Here is a 15717-nt window from a genome sequence, read left to right on the forward strand (position 1 = left end):
AAAGTAAGGTGATAATGCCGTTGCATTACTCACCACGACTTGACGCGGGCGCAGTGACTTCTGTCCTCCACGGTCAACTCACAGGCAACAACCGGGCCGGATGCACGCTGCGGTCAACTTTGTCTCTTCTGAGGTCAAGCAGCTCACCTTCTGGCAACGCATGCTGAGATAACGCAAGTGAAAAGGAGCCGGACTGATGAGCGCTAAACAATATGACAACCTGACTGATTCCCAACTCACCCTGATGGCGCAGCAGGCGCTGGCCTGCTATCCCGCCGCGCTACAGGGAGATCTCAGCCTGCTGTGCCGCTCAGAGAATGCCACATTCCTCTTGCAGGCAGCAGGCCGGCGTTATGCGCTGCGGCTGCATCGCGGCGATTACCATCAAAAAGCGGACATTGTCAGTGAGCTGCTGTGGCTCGATGCGCTGCGTGAAACCGGCATTATGGTGCCGGAAGCGGTGCCGGACAAAGAGGGTGAAACCGTACTGACGCTGCGACTGCCGGATGGCGGTGAGCGGTACGTAGTGTTGTTTCACTGGATTGATGGCGAGATGCCAACCACCGACGTCGATCCCCGCGCTTTTCAGCAGCTGGGCAGGATTACCGCGCGGCTGCATCAGCACAGTAAACAGTGGCAGCCGCCTGCGGGTTTCCAGCGGATTATTTGGGATCACCACACCATGACGAGTAGCGAGAGTCACTGGGGACGCTGGCAGGATGCGCCTAATCTGAATCCCGCCGATCACGGCGTGGTCGAGCAGGCGATAAGTCAGGTGGGTGCGTCGATGGCGCAGTTTGGCAAAGGACCTGATCGTTATGGCCTGATCCACGCCGATCTGCGACTCACCAATCTGCTGCTGCACAAGGGTGAAACGCGGGTGATCGACTTCGATGACTGCGGACTTGGCTGGTATCTGCACGATCTGGCGGCGGCGATCAGTTTTGTTGAGCATCATCCGCGCGCGCCAGAGTGGATCGATCACTGGATTCGCGGTTACGAGCAGGTGGCGCATATCAGCGACGCGGAGATGGCCATGTTACCCGCGCTGCTGATCCAGCGTCGCATCCAGCTCACTGCATGGGTGGGATCCCATGCCGAGACTGAAATGGCGCACAGTCTGGGTCCGGAGTGGGCCAGCCATTCGGTTCGTCTTTGCCGCCGCTATCTGGACGGTCAGCAGCTGCCGGTTGGCGTCTGATGCACCAGCGGCGGGCGTGACTGCGCCGCCGCAGTGCCCGATGCCATGCCCGCGCGCAGCCTGACGCCCCCACAGGCGGCGTGGCAGGCATCGGGGACCTGGTATGGAATTTGCTCTGATCATGTGACGGGTGATCCACCTGAATTCTGACAGAGGCGACCATGAATCCGACACTGATAAAGCCTGATGCCTTTGCGGCCTGTTCTGCAGCGGCGGGCGCAGGCAATCACGGCGTGCTGGCAGCGGCGGCGACCGGCTTAAGCGACTTTATTCATACCCAGGGCGGCGATGTTGATCGCATCTTCGGCATCAGCGGCATTGATCCGGAGCGCCTGGCCAGCCCGACGCTGAGTCTGGGACTGGTTAACTACTGTCGGGTACTGGAAGAGGCGGCGCGTCACTCTGGTTTTGATAACTTCGGTTTGCACTACGGCAGGCAGTTTAAACCGCAGTCATTAGGCCTGATAGGTTATATCGGCTTGTGCTCCGACACGCTGGAGCAGGCGCTGCACAATGTGGTCAATGCGTTTCCCTGGCATCAGCACGACACCTTAACCCGGCTGGTGGATAAGGGGGAGTGCTGGCGGCTCGACTACCAGGTGCGACACGGCGCAATCCTGTCGCGCCGTCAGGATGCCGAGCTTACACTTGGCATGTTTATGAATCTGATCCGTCACGTGGCAGGCAGGCACTGGGCACCTCGTGAAGTTCACTTTGAACATCCGCGTCCCGGCCAGTGGCACGATCACTGTAAAGTGTTTGATGCGCCGGTCTGGTTCGATCAGCCGTTTAATTCGCTGGTGATCCCGAAGCGCGATCTGCTACGCGCAATGCCAGAGAGCGATCCGATCCTGTTAATGGTGATGCAGGATGCGATCCGGCGGCTTAATCGTGGTACGTCACAGCAAAGCATGATTGAACAGGCGCGATCGCAGGTTAATTTATCGCTGATGCAGGGTGAGCCTGTGCTGGAAGAGGTGGCGGATAAACTCGGGCTGTCGAGCTGGTCACTGCAGCGGCGGCTGCGCGAAGAGGGCAGTAGCTTTACCGCGCTGGTGGATCAGGTGCGCTGCGAAATGGCGACATATTATCTGCAGCAAAAGCAGCTGCCGATCTCAGAGATGGCGCTGCTGCTGGGCTATTCGGAAGTCAGTGCGTTCTCACGCGCGTTTCGCCGCTGGTTTGGCATCAGTCCGCGCCAGTGGCGTCAGGAAGGTCTGGCAAGCTAACCGCGCGGCGCAAAGCCGAACCACGCCGGTTGCCCGGGCTCCGGTGGCGGCGGCAGATCGCGGGTCTGCGCCACCAGCTGCCAGGCACGCAGGCAGAGCGCTTCATCACCCTGAGTCTGTGTCACCGCATAATGTCTGCTGTGCGCCTGCCACTCCATCCGTACCAGACATTGCTGACCGGCATAACGCGCCGCATCCGTGAACTGCCTGTTGAGCACCGGCTGCATTTGATTAGTCCAGTGACAGGATTTGCTGTCCGGATCTTTCGCAGGCTGACAAAGATTTGCCACACTATCCTGTTGCTTTGCCACAGGTTGCTGACAGGCGCTGAGCGACACTGCAATAATCATCCCCAGCAATATTCTCATCTTCATATTAATTAAATTCATTTAACTGGCCAATTTTCCTTAAAGATCTTCCTGTCTGCTGCCGACAGTCTACAGACCGGCATCATGAATGCTATGGCATTACTCCGACTGTCGACAGAACCAGAATTTACCGCCCTGGCGCGGATTACGTCTCTTTTACTTCATGGATTAGAAATGCAGAAAAATTATGCCTTTGCGGCACTCTCCCTGTTAATGGCGTCACTGATCAGCGGCTGTGCCACCGAATCTTCCCGCGCTATTCAGGCCCCGCAGGTTCGCGCAGCCAGTCAGCCGGTTTACCAGGGCGTGCGCAGCCCGATTGCGGTAGGCCAGTTTGATAATCGCTCCTCGTACATGAACGGCATCTTCTCTGATGGCGTCGACAGGCTGGGCAATCAGTCGAAAACCATTCTGATTACCCATCTGCAGCAGACCAATCGTTTCAGCGTGCTGGATCGCAGTAACCTGAAAGAGCTGCAGCAGGAGTCGGATTTCAAACGCAGCCAGCAGAATATCAAAGGCGCGAACTACATCATCACCGGTGATATCACCGAATTTGGCCGCAAAGAAGTGGGCGATCAGCAGCTGTGGGGCATTCTGGGCCGCGGCAAAACGCAGGTCGCCTATGCCAAAGTGAATCTGAACGTGGTGGATGTCACCACTTCTGAAGTGGTCTACAGCTCCCAGGGCGCAGGCGAGTACCAGCTTTCGGCGCGTGAAGTCATCGGCTTTGGCGGCACCAGCAGCTATGACTCAACGCTGAACGGCAAAGTTATGGATCTGGCGATTCGTGAAGCGGTCGATCATTTAGTGGATGGAATCAACAACGGCGCATGGCGTCCGGCTAAATAAGGAAGCAGTAAATGAAGATGATGACACTGAGCAGCCTGCTGATTGCCGCAGCGCTGCTGGCCGGCTGTGCGCCAAAAGCGCCGAAGACGATCTACTACTGGGGCGATTATCAGCAGCAGGTCTACAGCTACTATCAGCCGGGCAGCGATCCGCTGAAGCAGATTGATGCGCTGAATCTGGATATCGAAAAAGCCCGTGCTGTTAACCAGCCGGTTGCGCCTGGCCTGCATGCCCAGCTGGGTCTGCTCTTTGCCAAAACCGGCGACACCAATAAAGCCTTTGAGCAGTTTGCCATCGAGAAGCAGCTGTTTCCCGAATCGGCACCTTACATGGATTTTCTGATGAGTAAAAAACAAGGAGTGGTTCAGTGAAAAAACTGATTGCCCTGAGCGGCGCGCTGATGGTGTTGTTGCTGACCGGCTGTGCGCACCCGAAAAAACCTTATGATTACAGCGCGTTTCGTGCCAGCAAGCCCGCCTCAATTCTGGTGTTGCCTGCGGATAATAAATCACCGGATATCAACGCTGCTCACAGCCTGAACTCGCTGGTGACGCGTCCGCTGGCCGAAGCCGGTTACTACGTCTTCCCGGTGGCGGTTGTTGAAGAGACCTTTCAGCAGAATGGCGTGACCAGCGCCACTGACGCCCAGGCGGTCAGCGCGAAGCGTCTGAATGAGATTTTCCATGCCGACAGCGCGCTCTATGTCTCGATCAGCGAATATGGCAGTAGCTATCGGGTCATTGACAGCGTGACGACCGTGACGGCCCAGGCACGGCTGGTGGATCTGCGCAGCGGCAAAGAGATCTGGCAGGGTAAGGCCACTGCCAGCGACAGTGAAGATAACAACAATAACAATGGCGGACTGGTGGGGATGCTGGTGAACGCGGCGATCAAACAGATTGCCAGCAACGTCACTGATAAAGCGCACACCGTGGCCGGACTGACCAGCAATCGACTGCTGGCCCAGAACGAGCAGGGCGGGTTACTTACCGGCCCACGCTACACACTGGTTAGCGCCCGCTGATCAGACTCAGACGGGCGCGCTGGCGCCCGTTATCCCTGCGGCAGTTCCAGCTGGCTGTAGCCTAACCCATTCATCTTACGCACTTTAATCTGCACCGGAATACGCTCTTTCATCGCTTCCACGTGGCTGATCACCCCAATGGTTTTACCGCTGGCGTTAAGCGCGTCCAGCGCATCCAGCGCGGTATCCAGCGTCTGAGCATCCAGCGTGCCGAATCCCTCATCCAGAAACAGCGATTCGATACGCGTTTTATGACTGACCAGATCCGATAGCGCCAGCGCCAGTGCCAGACTCACCAGGAAGCTCTCGCCACCCGACAGCGTGCGGGTGTCGCGTGCCGCATCAGCCTGCCAGGTATCGACCACATCCAGCTCCAGCAAATCCTGCGCCCGCCGTTGCAGCAGATAGCGGCCATGCAGCCGATCGAGCTGCCTGTTAGCGAGCGACACCAGATGATCCAGCGTTAAGCCCTGGGCGAAGCGCCGGAATTTATCGCCAGTCGCGGAACCGATCAGATCGTTGAGCCGGCTCCACTGCGCCAGCACCACACCATCCTGTTCAATCTGTGTCATCAGGCTCTGCTGACGGGCGCGAAGGCTGGCATCGCTGTGCAGCTGCTGCTGAACCTGGCCCTGCAGGCTGGCGTTGTCGCGCAGAGCCAGCCGTAACTGCTCGAGCTGTTGTGCCAGCGCTTCGGCGGATTCCGGCATCGCGTCAGGCTTCGCCTGCTGATGGACACTGAGCCGCTGACGCAGATCTGCCCGTCGCGCCTGCTGCTGCTGGCATTGCTGGTCGAGCTGCTGCAGCTGCTGACGCAGTTGCAGCGCGGTCTGCTCATCCAATAGCGCCGCGCGCAGGCTGGCTTCATCCGCGAATCCGGCGCTCTCCAGTGACTGCTGCAATGCACTTTCCGCTTCAGCCAGTTTGCCGCTGAGCGTCTGACGCTGATTTTCCAGTCCCGACAGCTCACCCTGCAGTCGACTGACCTCAGCCTGCGCCTGCTGCAGGGCAGCGAGCTGCTGCGTCAGCTGTTCATCAGACTGCTGAATACGGGCCTGCATCTGCTGACGGGCGAGGGTGACCTCGCGATCGCCAAACAGCGCCTGACGCTGCTGACGCATTTCACCTAACTGTCTCTGGCTCTGCTGTTGTTGCTGTTGACGGATGGCCAGTTGCTGCTGTTCCTGCTCTGCCTGCTGTTGCAGGGCGGTGAGCTGGGTTTCGCCTTTTAACAGTTGCGGCTGCAGGTTAGCGAGCAACTGCTCACTCTCCTGCCAGCGCTGCCAGCGCCTCTGCTGTTCCGCCAGCCACGTGTCGCGATTCGCGGCATCCGGAAGGGCAAGGTTGTGGTCGCTGAACTGTTGGGCTAAACGGGATTGCAATTGCGCCATGGCCTGCTGTTCCTGCTGCTTCCGCTGGTGCAGCGCATCCAGCGCCTGCTGCAGGCTGATCAGCGACTGCTGCGCCAGTTGCTCTGCCTGCAGATGTTGTTGCCAGGCCTGCAACTGCTGAAGATGGTGATCTTTCGCGGCCTGACGTGCCTGTTCGGCGGCTTCCTGTGCCTGCCGCTGTTGCTCAAGCTGGCTTTCGTGTTCGCTTTGCTGCTGCTGCCACGCGGCTAACGCTTCGCGGTCGACAAGGGTGAAGGTAAGTGCCAGCTCACCGCTTAGTGCCTGCCATTGCTGCTCAAGCTGGTCAAGCTGACGCTGCATTTCCGCGATTTCGTCACGCAGGGTCTGCTGCTGAACGGCAGATTGCTTTAGCTGTTCGCTTTTTGCCGTTCCTGCTTCACGCAATGCCTCAGTTTGCTGCAGCAGCGCAGCCCGGCGCTGCTGGTTAGCACTCACTTCCAGCGTGCTGTAGGTTTCAACAGCCGGATGGGTGCAGGAGCCGCACAGCGGGCACGGCTGATCGGGGGTGAGCCGGGCGCGGTAATCGCTGAGATCGATAATCTGCTGCTCCAGCGCACAAATTTTTTCAACGTCATCCAGCTGCTGCTTTTCGCGTTTCCACGTTTCACGCAGAGTCTGAAGTTCCGCTTCGCTCTGCTGTTGCGCTTTTTCAAGCGCGGTCAGCCGCTGCTGGCGCTGATTCAGCTGCTGATGCAGTGGCTGCCACTGCGTGGAGAGCAGCAACAGTTGCTGACGGGCCGGACGGCTACTCTGCAACTGGCTTAATGCCTGCCGCAGTGCAGCGGGCGGATGCTGTTCATGAAGCGAAGTGAGTGCCTGCTCCGCCTGCAACAACGCCTGGTGCGCCTGTTGCTCCGCCTGCTGGCGCGGCAGGGCCTGCTGTGCCTGCTGTTGCTGTTTCGCCTGCTGGGCGTCGATCTGTTTTTGTTGCTGTTCGCACTGCTGCTGCAGTTCGGCCAGCATCGCCTCACGCTGTGCCAGCAGGGCAAAGTTCTCCTGCCATACCGGCAGTGAAGCGCCCCAATGCGCAAGATCGGCAAGCTGCTCACGTAACTGATGCTGTTCAGTCATCGCCTGCTGCACTGACGTGACCTGACGCTTCTGCTCCGCCAGTCTGGTCTGCGTCTGGTCAGCCTGCTGTTGCTGGCGGGCATTTTCCTCCTGTTGCTCTGCAAAGTGCTGCTGCAGCGTCGTGATTCGCTGATCCAGCGGTAATACCTGTTCCGTCAGCAGGTTCTCCTGCTGCTGCTGTTCCTGAAGCGCCTGCTGGCGGGCCGTCTGAGCAGCAGCGTAATTTTGCTGATGCTGCTGCTGTTGGTTCTGCGCCTGCTGCGCCGATGCGGTCAGTTGCTGGCAGTGGCTCTCGATCTGCTGCTGTTCGGTGCGTAATGCATCACGCTGCTGCAGTTTTATCCGCAGCTTTTCAGCCGGTTCGCTGCGAGCCAGCCGCTGGCGGTCCGTCTCTGCCGCCTGGGATGCAGACTGAGCCTGCTGCAACGCGGCATCAGCCTGCTCACTCTCCTGCTGTAACTGCTGCGCCTGCTGCTGCCACTGCTGCTGCTGCTGCGCCTGTTGATAGTGCGCGCTGAGCCGCTGTTCCGCGTCGGTCAGATCGGTGAGCTGCTGTTGCAGGGCGTCACGCGCGTCACTATCCAGCAGTGCCATCGCACCCGCCTGACTGCGCAACATATCCAGCTGCGTTTTCGCCTCTTTGTGACGCTCGTAGATAGCGGCGGAGATCAGGCCGTAAATTTCGGTGCCGGTCAGCTCCTCCAGCAGTTCGGCACGCTCACTGGCTTTAGCGTTGAGGAAGGCGGCAAACTGGCCCTGCGACAGCATCATCGAACGGGTAAAACGTTCGAAATCAAGCCCGGAGAGGGTTTCGATCATATTCAGCTTGTCACCGACTTTATCGGCAACAATGGTGTTGTCGGCGCAGCGCGCCAGCTCAACGCGCGGGGCCTGCAGCTTACCGTCGGCGGTGCCGCGCGCACGGTTCTGGCTCCAGAAGGCGCGCCAGGCTTCGCCTTTGATCTCAAACTCTACTTCAGCCAGACATTCGGCACAGTCGCGCGTCATCAGCGCATTCTGGCTCTGGGAAATCGCGCCCAGGCGCGGCGTCTGGTGATAGAGCGCCAGACAAATGGCGTCCAGCAGGGTGGTTTTACCTGCGCCGGTCGCGCCGGTTATGGCAAACAGGCCATTACTGGCAAAAGGCTCGGCGCGGAAGTCGATGAACCATTCACCGCGCAGAGCATTGAGGTTTTTAAACCGTAGCGTGAGGATCTTCATTGGGTCTCTTCCATGGCGGCCAGCGTCTGGCGGAACAGGGTGGTCATCTCGTCGATTTGCGCAGGCTGCAGCTCCTCATCCAGCGCGAGCCGGCGGGCAAAGACCTCTTCCACTTTCAGTTCACTCAGGGTTTCGTTGTCGAGCCGCGCCAGGCTCTGCTGCCGCTGCTCGCGGCTGCGGCGCAGCAGCAGGACTTCAACCGGCAGCGTGGCGGTCAGGGTTTCGACCTGATGCTGCAGATCGCTGAGGTACTCCTGCGTGGTGACTTCGATGTCGAGCCAGGTTGGCTTCTCCTGCTCAGCCGTGCTGAAGGCGTGTAACTGTTCCGCAATCTGTGCCAGCGATCCTTTCAGCACCTGCATCGGCTGCGCCTGCGGCACCACCAGCGGCGTAACGGATTGCAGGCCGCTTGCCGCAAGCTCCAGCAGAAAGACGCTTTTTTCGCTGCCCAGCTCATCAAAGCTCAGCGGAATGGGCGAACCGCTGTACCGGATATGCTCGCTGCCCGCCACGCGCTGGGCGCGATGAATATGGCCCAGTGCAATGTAGTCAGCGGCCGGAAAGGCACTGGCGGGGAAGGCATCAAGCGTACCGATGTAGATGTCACGCACCGAATCGCTCTGGCTGACCCCGACGGTGGTGAGATGTCCGGTAGCGATAATCGGCAATGCATGACCCAGCGCCTGGGCGGCGGCGAAGCGTTGCTGATAGTGATGGGCAATCGCCTCCAGCAGCGAGGTCTGTTTATCGCGCCCTGACTGACCCGCCCGGCTGCGCACAATATCGCGCGGTCGCAGATAGGGAATGGCACAGAGCAGCGCGCCCGGTTCGCCCTGGCGGGTGTTCAGCAGCAACACATCATCCTGCTCCTGGGGGGTGGCGATTACCCGGGTGTTGAGACAGGCGAGCAGTTCGCGCGACTCATTCAGCGTCGCCACGGAATCGTGGTTGCCCGCCAGCACAATCAGCTGACAACCGGTGGGCTGCAGCGCCACCACAAAGCGGTTAAACATCTCGCGGGCGTAGCTGGGCGGCGTGCCGGTATCAAACAGATCGCCTGCAATAATCAACGCATCCACCTGATGCTGTTCAATCTGGATCAACAGCCAGTCGAGAAACGCCTGATGTTCGGCTGCCCGACTTTTGTTGTAAAAGAACTGCCCCAGATGCCAGTCCGCAGTATGAATGATGCGCATGATGAGTCCCTGCCGTTGTGATTCGCCCGGCGATTATACTGGCTCTGCGGCCAAAGCGAAAAATTGTCGCTGCGCTGTCATAAATGATTACCAACGGCGTTACAGGCAGGTTATGTTTTTCATAAAAGTGTCACAAATCTGACGCATAATGGCGCCGCGAATCTCAGTGACAGCCGTCATAATCAGCAGGAGTAATAATGGCTAAGCGCATTTTGGTTGTGGAGGATGAAGCCCCCATCCGTGAAATGTTGTGTTTTGTTCTGGAGCAGAACGACTATCAGCCAATTGAGGCGGAAGATTATGACAGTGCCGTGGGCAAGCTGATTGAACCCTGGCCCGATCTGATTTTACTGGACTGGATGTTACCTGGTGGCAGCGGTATTCAGTTTATCAAGCATCTGAAACGCGAGGCGATGACGCGGGATATCCCGGTGATGATGCTCACCGCGCGTGGCGAAGAGGAAGATCGGGTGCGTGGCCTGGAAGTGGGCGCCGATGATTACATTACCAAGCCGTTTTCGCCTAAAGAACTGATGGCGCGAATTAAAGCGGTGATGCGCCGTATTTCACCGATGGCGGTGGAAGAGGTGATTGAGATGCAGGGACTGAGTCTGGATCCTTCTTCACATCGCGTGATGTCCGAAACCACGCCGCTGGAGATGGGCCCGACCGAATATAAGCTGCTGCACTTCTTTATGACTCACCCGGAACGCGTATACAGCCGCGAACAGCTGCTGAACCACGTCTGGGGCACCAATGTGTATGTGGAAGATCGCACTGTTGATGTTCACATCCGCCGTTTACGTAAAGCGCTGGAAGTCTCCGGCCACGACCGCATGGTACAAACCGTCCGTGGAACAGGGTATCGTTTCTCTGCCCGCTATTAAACGGAGCCTTTACCGTGCTGGAACGCCTCTCCTGGAAGAGATTACTGACAGAACTGCTGCTGGCCTGTCTGCCTGCGGTGCTGCTGGGCCTGCTGTCTGGCGGTTTGCCCTGGTGGCTGCTGCTGAGCGTGGTCATGGTGCTGTTATGGCATTTCCACAATCTGATGCGGCTGTCGCACTGGCTGTGGCTCGACCGCACCATGACGCCACCCGCCGGGCGTGCCAGCTGGGAACCGCTGTTTTATGGTCTTTACCAGATGCAACTGCGCAACCGGCGGCGGCGACGTGAACTCGGTAATCTGATCAAACGTTTCCGCAGCGGTGCCGAGTCGCTGCCGGATGCGGTGATCCTGACCACGGAAGAGGGCTCTATTTTCTGGTGTAACGGTCTGGCGCAGCAGCACCTGGGTCTGCGCTGGCCGGAAGATAATGGCCAGAACATCCTCAATCTGCTGCGTTATCCGGAGTTCTCACGCTATCTGCGCCAGCGCGATTTTGACAAGCCCCTGACGCTGGTGCTGAACAACAAACTTCACATGGAATTCCGCGTTATGCCCTACAGCGAGGGGCAGTGGCTGCTGGTGGCGCGTGATGTGACGCAGATGCATCAGCTGGAAGGGGCGCGCCGCAACTTTTTTGCCAACGTCAGCCATGAGTTACGTACGCCGCTCACGGTGCTGCAGGGCTATCTGGAGATGATGAACGACTCGGTGATGAGCGAGCCTTCGCGCAGCAAAGCGCTGCACACGATGTCTGAGCAGACGCGCCGTATGGACAGCCTGGTCAAACAGCTGCTGACGCTGTCGCGCATTGAAGCCGCGCCTGCCATCGATCTGAAAGAGAAGGTGGATGTGCCGGTCATGCTGAAGCTGCTGCAGCATGAGGCGGCGACGCTAAGTGGCGGTCGTCACGATATTCATTTCCATACCGATCCCCATTTGAAAGTGTTCGGCAACGATGAACAGCTTCGCAGTGCTATCTCCAATCTGGTTTATAACGCGGTAAATCACACTCCGGATGGTACGCGGATTGATATCAGCTGGCTGCGCGGCAAACAGGGCGCCACCTTCCGGGTTTGCGACAACGGGCCGGGTATTGCTTCAGAACATATTCCCCGTCTGACCGAGCGTTTCTACCGCGTCGATAAAGCGCGTTCACGTGCCACTGGTGGCAGCGGGCTGGGTCTGGCGATAGTGAAACATGCGCTGAGTCACCACAACGCGCGGCTCGACATCACCAGCGTGCCGCACAAAGAGACCTGTTTTACGTTTACGCTGCCCGCGAGGTTGATTGTCAGCAGCGTGATGCAGGAGAATGCCGTTCATTAATGGCTGCCGGATCTTCCTGATGCGCATTCTTCTTGTATTGATTGTTACGCTGCTGCCGGGCCTGGCGCTGGCCCAGCACGGCACGCTCTCCGGCAATCTCAGCAGTGTCGGCTCAGATACGCTTGGCTATCTTATGACCCTGTGGGGCGAGGATTTTAGTCGGCAGGCGCCGGGCGTCAATGTGCAGGTTCAGGCCTCCGGTTCCTCAACCGCGCCGACTGCGCTGGCAGCAGGTGCCGCACAGCTCGGTCCGATGAGCCGCCCGATGCAGGCCGATGAGCGTCAGGCTTTTGAGGCGCGCTACGGCTATCCGCCGCTGGCGGTGCCGGTGGCGATGGATGCGCTGGTGGTGGTGGTGAATCAGCGTAACCCGCTGCAGCAGATTGAGCCGCGTCAGCTCGACGCCATCTTCTCCGTTACCCGTCTGTGTGGCGCACACAGTGTGCCGCTGCGCTGGGGCGATCTCGGTTTAACCGGCGCGCAATGGAACAAACGCCCCATTCAGCGCTATGGACGTAATTCCGCCTCCGGCACCTGGGGTTTCTTCAAACAGCAGGTGCTATGCAAAGGCGATTTCCGCAGCGACGTAGCGGAGTTTCCTGGCTCGGCCGCGGTGGTGCAGGCGGTGGCCGGTAATTCGCGCAGCATCGGCTACGCCAGTTTTGGCTTTCATCTCAGCGGCGTAAAAATGCTGGCGGTGACGAATGAGCAGGGCCAGGCGATTGCCCCGGATGCCGATGCTATTCGTAGCGGCCGTTATCCCTGGGCGCGCCCACTCTATCTCTATGTTAATAAAGCACCCGGTAAACCACTGCCGCCGCTGGTGGCGGCATTTCTGCAGCAGGTTCTTTCACCACAAGGACAGCGGCGGGTCAGCGAAGCGGGCTATCTGCCGCTCTCAGACAGCCAGATGGCAGAGGCGCGCGCCGCCCTGCGTTAATCCCGGTTGAATTTTTTTCATCATCCCTGAATTTTCTTCAGTTGCAGATGCATGCCACTCATGACACTCTGTTTTCAGACATGTAGCCATCCAGATGGCTATTTATTTCAGAGTGCAATGATTTCCTGTCGTTATTACCGGCAGGAGAGACAGGAGTGATCATGCAAAGAGAAACCGCCCCGTTCCGTGCCGACACCGTTGGCAGTTTTCTGCGTCCCGCTGCGATTAAGCAGGCGCGCGAAGCGTTTGCTGCCGGAAAGATTGATGCGGCGGCCCTGCAGCAGGTCGAAGATGAGGCGATTCGCGATGTGGTAGCGAAGCAACGTGAAAATGGCCTGAAGGTGGTCACCGATGGCGAGTTTCGTCGCGGCTGGTGGCACTTCGACTTCTTCTATGGCCTGAATGGCGTTGAGCGCTATGAAGCGGAACAGGGCATCCAGTTTAATGGCGTGCAGACCAAAGCGCATGGCGTGAAAGTGGTAAGCAAACTCGGTTTCCCGGCGGATCATCCGATGCTGGCGCATTTCCGTTTCCTGCAGAGTATTGCCGGGGATGCGGTGCCAAAAATGACCATTCCCAGCCCCAGCGTTTTACACTTCCGCGGTGGCCGCAAAGTGATTGATGCAGAGGTCTATCCCGATCTGGCGGACTACTTCGAGGATCTGGCGCAGACCTACAAAGCGGCGATTCAGGCCTTTTATGATGCGGGCTGCCGCTATCTGCAGCTGGATGACACCGTCTGGGCTTATCTCTGCTCTGAAGATCAGAAGCGCGATATCCGCGAACGCGGCGACGATCCGGATCAGCTGGCACAGATTTACGCTCAGGTACTGAATAAAGCGCTGGAGGATAAGCCTGCCGATCTGACGGTGGGTCTGCATGTCTGCCGCGGGAACTTCCGCTCCACCTGGATCTCAGAGGGGGGCTACGGGCCGGTGGCAGAAATCCTGTTCGGCAGCGTCAACGTGGATGCGTTCTTCCTGGAGTATGACAATGCCCGGTCCGGCGGCTTTGAGCCACTGCGTTACATTAAACCGGGTCATCAGCAGGTGGTGCTGGGTTTAATCACCACTAAGGTGGGTGAACTGGAAGATCCGGCGCAGGTGAAAATCCGGCTGGAAGAGGCGGCGCAGTACGTCAGCCTGGATCAGATTTGCCTCAGCCCGCAATGCGGTTTTGCCTCAACTGAAGAGGGCAACAGCCTGAGTGAAGCGCAGCAGTGGCAGAAAATTCGTTTGGTGGTGGATATCGCGAATCAGGTCTGGTAGTGCTGTAACGTTGTGCAGACAGGCGCGTAAAACGCGCCTTTTGTGTATCTGAAACCCCGTTTATGCGGGGATTTCTCACGCTCTGTCTATTATTTAGGCACATCATCTTGTGTCCCAGCAGCAAAAATTAACGCTATCTACTGCCTTTGGGAAAAATGGTGGTATAACCTTCTGGTTTTCCGATCCCGTATTGCCTTTCACCGCTATAAACGTTTTACTTAGCGCCGTTGTCGATCCATCCCTCTGTGAACAGAATAAAAGCAGCTTAAATCACCTGCGCTTTACCCTGCGACGAGCATAATGCGCTGACATTGTCAGCCAGATCGCGGTTTACACGCAGCGAGGGGACAACACTAACCCAACTTCCACCGCAACATCAGTGACAGGCCGTATGACACATCGTTTAACTTCGAAGGACATTCTCGCGCTGGGCTTTATGACATTCGCCCTGTTTGTTGGCGCGGGCAACATCATTTTCCCGCCAATGGTCGGTATTCAGTCTGGTGAACACGTCTGGACCGCCGCAATTGGTTTTCTGATTACCGCAGTCGGGTTACCGGTGATGACCGTGATCGCGCTGGCTCGCGTCGGCGGCGGCGTGGATGCACTCAGCACTCCGATTGGCAAGGTTGCGGGCATTGTTCTGGCTACCGTGTGCTATCTGGCTGTTGGGCCGCTGTTTGCCACCCCGCGTACGGCAACGGTTTCATTTGAGATGGGTATTGCGCCGCTGACCGGCGATGGTGCGCTGCCCCTGTTTATCTACAGCCTGATCTACTTCGCGCTGGTGATTGGTGTATCGCTTTATCCGGGCAAACTGCTCGACACTGTAGGTCACTTCCTTGCGCCCTTGAAAATTATCGCGCTGACCGTGCTGGGCGTGGCTGCACTGGTGTGGCCGGCGGGTGGCACCATTCCCGCGACCGTTGATTATCAGCATGCGGCGTTCTCAAGCGGTTTCGTTAACGGCTATCTGACGATGGATACGCTGGGCGCGCTGGTTTTTGGCATCGTGATTGTCAACGCCGCCCGTTCGCGTGGCATCGACAATGCCGCGCTGCTGACGCGCTATACCGTGCTGGCAGGCCTGATCGCGGGTCTGGGCCTGACGCTGGTCTACCTTTGCCTGTTTAAGCTGGGCGCGGGCAGCGGTGAGCTGGTTGATCAAAACGCCAACGGCGCAGCGATTCTGCATGCGTATGTTCAGCACACCTTTGGCAATATGGGCAGTCTCTTCCTGGCCGCACTGATTTTTGTTGCCTGCATGGTGACCGCCGTTGGCCTGACCTGTGCCTGTGCGGAATTTTTTGCGCAATACCTGCCGTTATCGTATAAAACGCTGGTGTTTATTCTGGGTCTGTTCTCGATGGTGGTGTCGAACCTCGGCCTGAGCCACCTGATTCAGATCTCCATCCCGGTACTCACGGCGATTTACCCGCCTTGTATCGTGCTGGTTGTACTGAGTTTCACCCTTAACTGGTGGAACAAGAGCAGCCGGATTATCGCGCCAGCGATGCTGGTAAGCCTGCTGTTTGGCATTGTTGATGCGATTAAAACCACCGGGTTTAAAGATTTGCTGCCCGCTTTCAGTCAGCATCTGCCGCTGGCCGATCAGGGTCTCGCCTGGTTGCCGCCGTCGCTGGTGATGCTGCTGATTGCCGCTGTTGTTGATCGGGTGAAGGGGCCGGAACAGGTTGCCGTTCACTCGTAACAGAACGCA

13 protein-coding genes are annotated in these 15717 nt (G+C 58.1%); 10 read left to right on the forward strand and 3 right to left on the reverse strand.

Annotated elements, in window-relative coordinates:
- The first annotated feature begins 196 nt into the window (after positions 1-196).
- Both NP77_RS03475 and NP77_RS03480 read left to right on the forward strand, forming a co-directional pair.
- Positions 197-1201, forward strand: a complete 1005-nt coding sequence (locus tag NP77_RS03475) for a phosphotransferase enzyme family protein (protein WP_039659052.1) — start codon at positions 197-199, stop codon at positions 1199-1201.
- Between the two features lie 161 nt (positions 1202-1362).
- On the forward strand, positions 1363-2430 hold the full coding sequence (locus NP77_RS03480) for an AraC family transcriptional regulator (protein WP_003852478.1): 1068 nt from the start codon (positions 1363-1365) through the stop codon (positions 2428-2430).
- On the opposite strand, the gene NP77_RS03485 is transcribed toward NP77_RS03480, so the two are convergent.
- Positions 2427-2804: a cell envelope integrity TolA C-terminal domain-containing protein gene (locus NP77_RS03485; RefSeq protein ID WP_223296435.1), complete on the reverse strand. Its 378-nt coding sequence runs from the start codon at positions 2802-2804 to the stop codon at positions 2427-2429. The two genes, NP77_RS03480 and NP77_RS03485, sit on opposite strands and share 4 nt — an antisense overlap.
- 168 nt (positions 2805-2972) lie before the next feature.
- Here NP77_RS03485 and NP77_RS03490 point away from each other — a divergent pair, with 168 nt between their 5' ends.
- Genes NP77_RS03490 through NP77_RS03500 form a run of 3 tightly spaced genes read left to right on the forward strand, consistent with a single transcriptional unit; the run spans position 2973 to position 4674 of the window.
- The gene (locus NP77_RS03490; protein WP_008924867.1) at positions 2973-3650 is read left to right on the forward strand and encodes a CsgG/HfaB family protein; all 678 of its coding nucleotides are present in this window, start codon (positions 2973-2975) and stop codon (positions 3648-3650) included.
- A gap of 11 nt (positions 3651-3661) precedes the next feature.
- Positions 3662-4021, forward strand: coding sequence for a DUF4810 domain-containing protein (locus tag NP77_RS03495; RefSeq protein WP_008924868.1), 360 nt, complete (start codon positions 3662-3664; stop codon positions 4019-4021).
- Positions 4018-4674 (forward strand): DUF799 domain-containing protein, encoded by a 657-nt coding sequence (locus NP77_RS03500; protein WP_008924869.1) that lies wholly within the window; start codon positions 4018-4020, stop codon positions 4672-4674. Before NP77_RS03495 ends, NP77_RS03500 begins: the two co-directional genes overlap by 4 nt.
- Before the next feature lie 29 nt (positions 4675-4703).
- Here NP77_RS03500 and NP77_RS03505 read toward each other — a convergent pair whose 3' ends face one another.
- A complete protein-coding gene (locus NP77_RS03505) occupies positions 4704-8378 on the reverse strand; it encodes an AAA family ATPase (protein ID WP_039659053.1) in 3675 nt (1224 codons plus the stop codon).
- Positions 8375-9574 carry an exonuclease subunit SbcD gene (gene sbcD / locus NP77_RS03510; protein ID WP_039659054.1) on the reverse strand — a complete coding sequence of 400 codons (1200 nt, stop codon included), beginning with the start codon at positions 9572-9574 and terminating at the stop codon, positions 8375-8377. The genes NP77_RS03505 and sbcD overlap by 4 nt, the downstream gene beginning before the upstream one ends.
- Before the next feature lie 197 nt (positions 9575-9771).
- Here sbcD and phoB point away from each other — a divergent pair, with 197 nt between their 5' ends.
- The 5 genes from phoB to brnQ all read left to right on the forward strand — a co-directional run bounded on the left by phoB (position 9772) and on the right by brnQ (position 15708).
- Entirely contained in the window at positions 9772-10461 is a 690-nt protein-coding gene (gene phoB / locus NP77_RS03515) for a phosphate response regulator transcription factor PhoB (RefSeq protein ID WP_003852491.1), read from the forward strand.
- Between the two features lie 14 nt (positions 10462-10475).
- Positions 10476-11789 carry a phosphate regulon sensor histidine kinase PhoR gene (gene phoR / locus NP77_RS03520; protein WP_039659056.1) on the forward strand — a complete coding sequence of 438 codons (1314 nt, stop codon included), beginning with the start codon at positions 10476-10478 and terminating at the stop codon, positions 11787-11789.
- Between the two features lie 19 nt (positions 11790-11808).
- On the forward strand, positions 11809-12729 hold the full coding sequence (locus NP77_RS03525) for a PstS family phosphate ABC transporter substrate-binding protein (protein ID WP_039659284.1): 921 nt from the start codon (positions 11809-11811) through the stop codon (positions 12727-12729).
- Between the two features lie 161 nt (positions 12730-12890).
- Positions 12891-13997 carry a cobalamin-independent methionine synthase II family protein gene (locus NP77_RS03530; protein WP_039659057.1) on the forward strand — a complete coding sequence of 369 codons (1107 nt, stop codon included), beginning with the start codon at positions 12891-12893 and terminating at the stop codon, positions 13995-13997.
- Between the two features lie 391 nt (positions 13998-14388).
- Positions 14389-15708 (forward strand): branched-chain amino acid transporter carrier protein BrnQ, encoded by a 1320-nt coding sequence (brnQ, locus tag NP77_RS03535; RefSeq protein ID WP_039659058.1) that lies wholly within the window; start codon positions 14389-14391, stop codon positions 15706-15708.
- Positions 15709-15717 lie beyond the last annotated feature (9 nt).

Source organism: Pantoea sp. MBLJ3 (assembly GCF_000816655.1).
In the GTDB taxonomy this organism is placed as follows: Bacteria; Pseudomonadota; Gammaproteobacteria; order Enterobacterales; family Enterobacteriaceae; genus Pantoea; species Pantoea eucalypti.

Excerpts from the sequence above, each read along its gene's own strand:
- NP77_RS03475 (WP_039659052.1), top strand. The coding sequence starts at position 197 with ATGAGCGCTAAACAATATGACAACCTGACTGATTCCCAACTCACCCTG.
- NP77_RS03480 (WP_003852478.1), top strand. The coding sequence starts at position 1,363 with ATGAATCCGACACTGATAAAGCCTGATGCCTTTGCGGCCTGTTCTGCA.
- NP77_RS03485 (WP_223296435.1), bottom strand. The coding sequence starts at position 2,804 with ATGAAGATGAGAATATTGCTGGGGATGATTATTGCAGTGTCGCTCAGC.
- NP77_RS03490 (WP_008924867.1), top strand. The coding sequence starts at position 2,973 with ATGCAGAAAAATTATGCCTTTGCGGCACTCTCCCTGTTAATGGCGTCA.
- NP77_RS03495 (WP_008924868.1), top strand. The coding sequence starts at position 3,662 with ATGAAGATGATGACACTGAGCAGCCTGCTGATTGCCGCAGCGCTGCTG.
- NP77_RS03505 (WP_039659053.1), bottom strand. The coding sequence starts at position 8,378 with ATGAAGATCCTCACGCTACGGTTTAAAAACCTCAATGCTCTGCGCGGT.
- sbcD (WP_039659054.1), bottom strand. The coding sequence starts at position 9,574 with ATGCGCATCATTCATACTGCGGACTGGCATCTGGGGCAGTTCTTTTAC.
- phoB (WP_003852491.1), top strand. The coding sequence starts at position 9,772 with ATGGCTAAGCGCATTTTGGTTGTGGAGGATGAAGCCCCCATCCGTGAA.
- NP77_RS03525 (WP_039659284.1), top strand. The coding sequence starts at position 11,809 with ATGCGCATTCTTCTTGTATTGATTGTTACGCTGCTGCCGGGCCTGGCG.
- NP77_RS03530 (WP_039659057.1), top strand. The coding sequence starts at position 12,891 with ATGCAAAGAGAAACCGCCCCGTTCCGTGCCGACACCGTTGGCAGTTTT.
- brnQ (WP_039659058.1), top strand. The coding sequence starts at position 14,389 with ATGACACATCGTTTAACTTCGAAGGACATTCTCGCGCTGGGCTTTATG.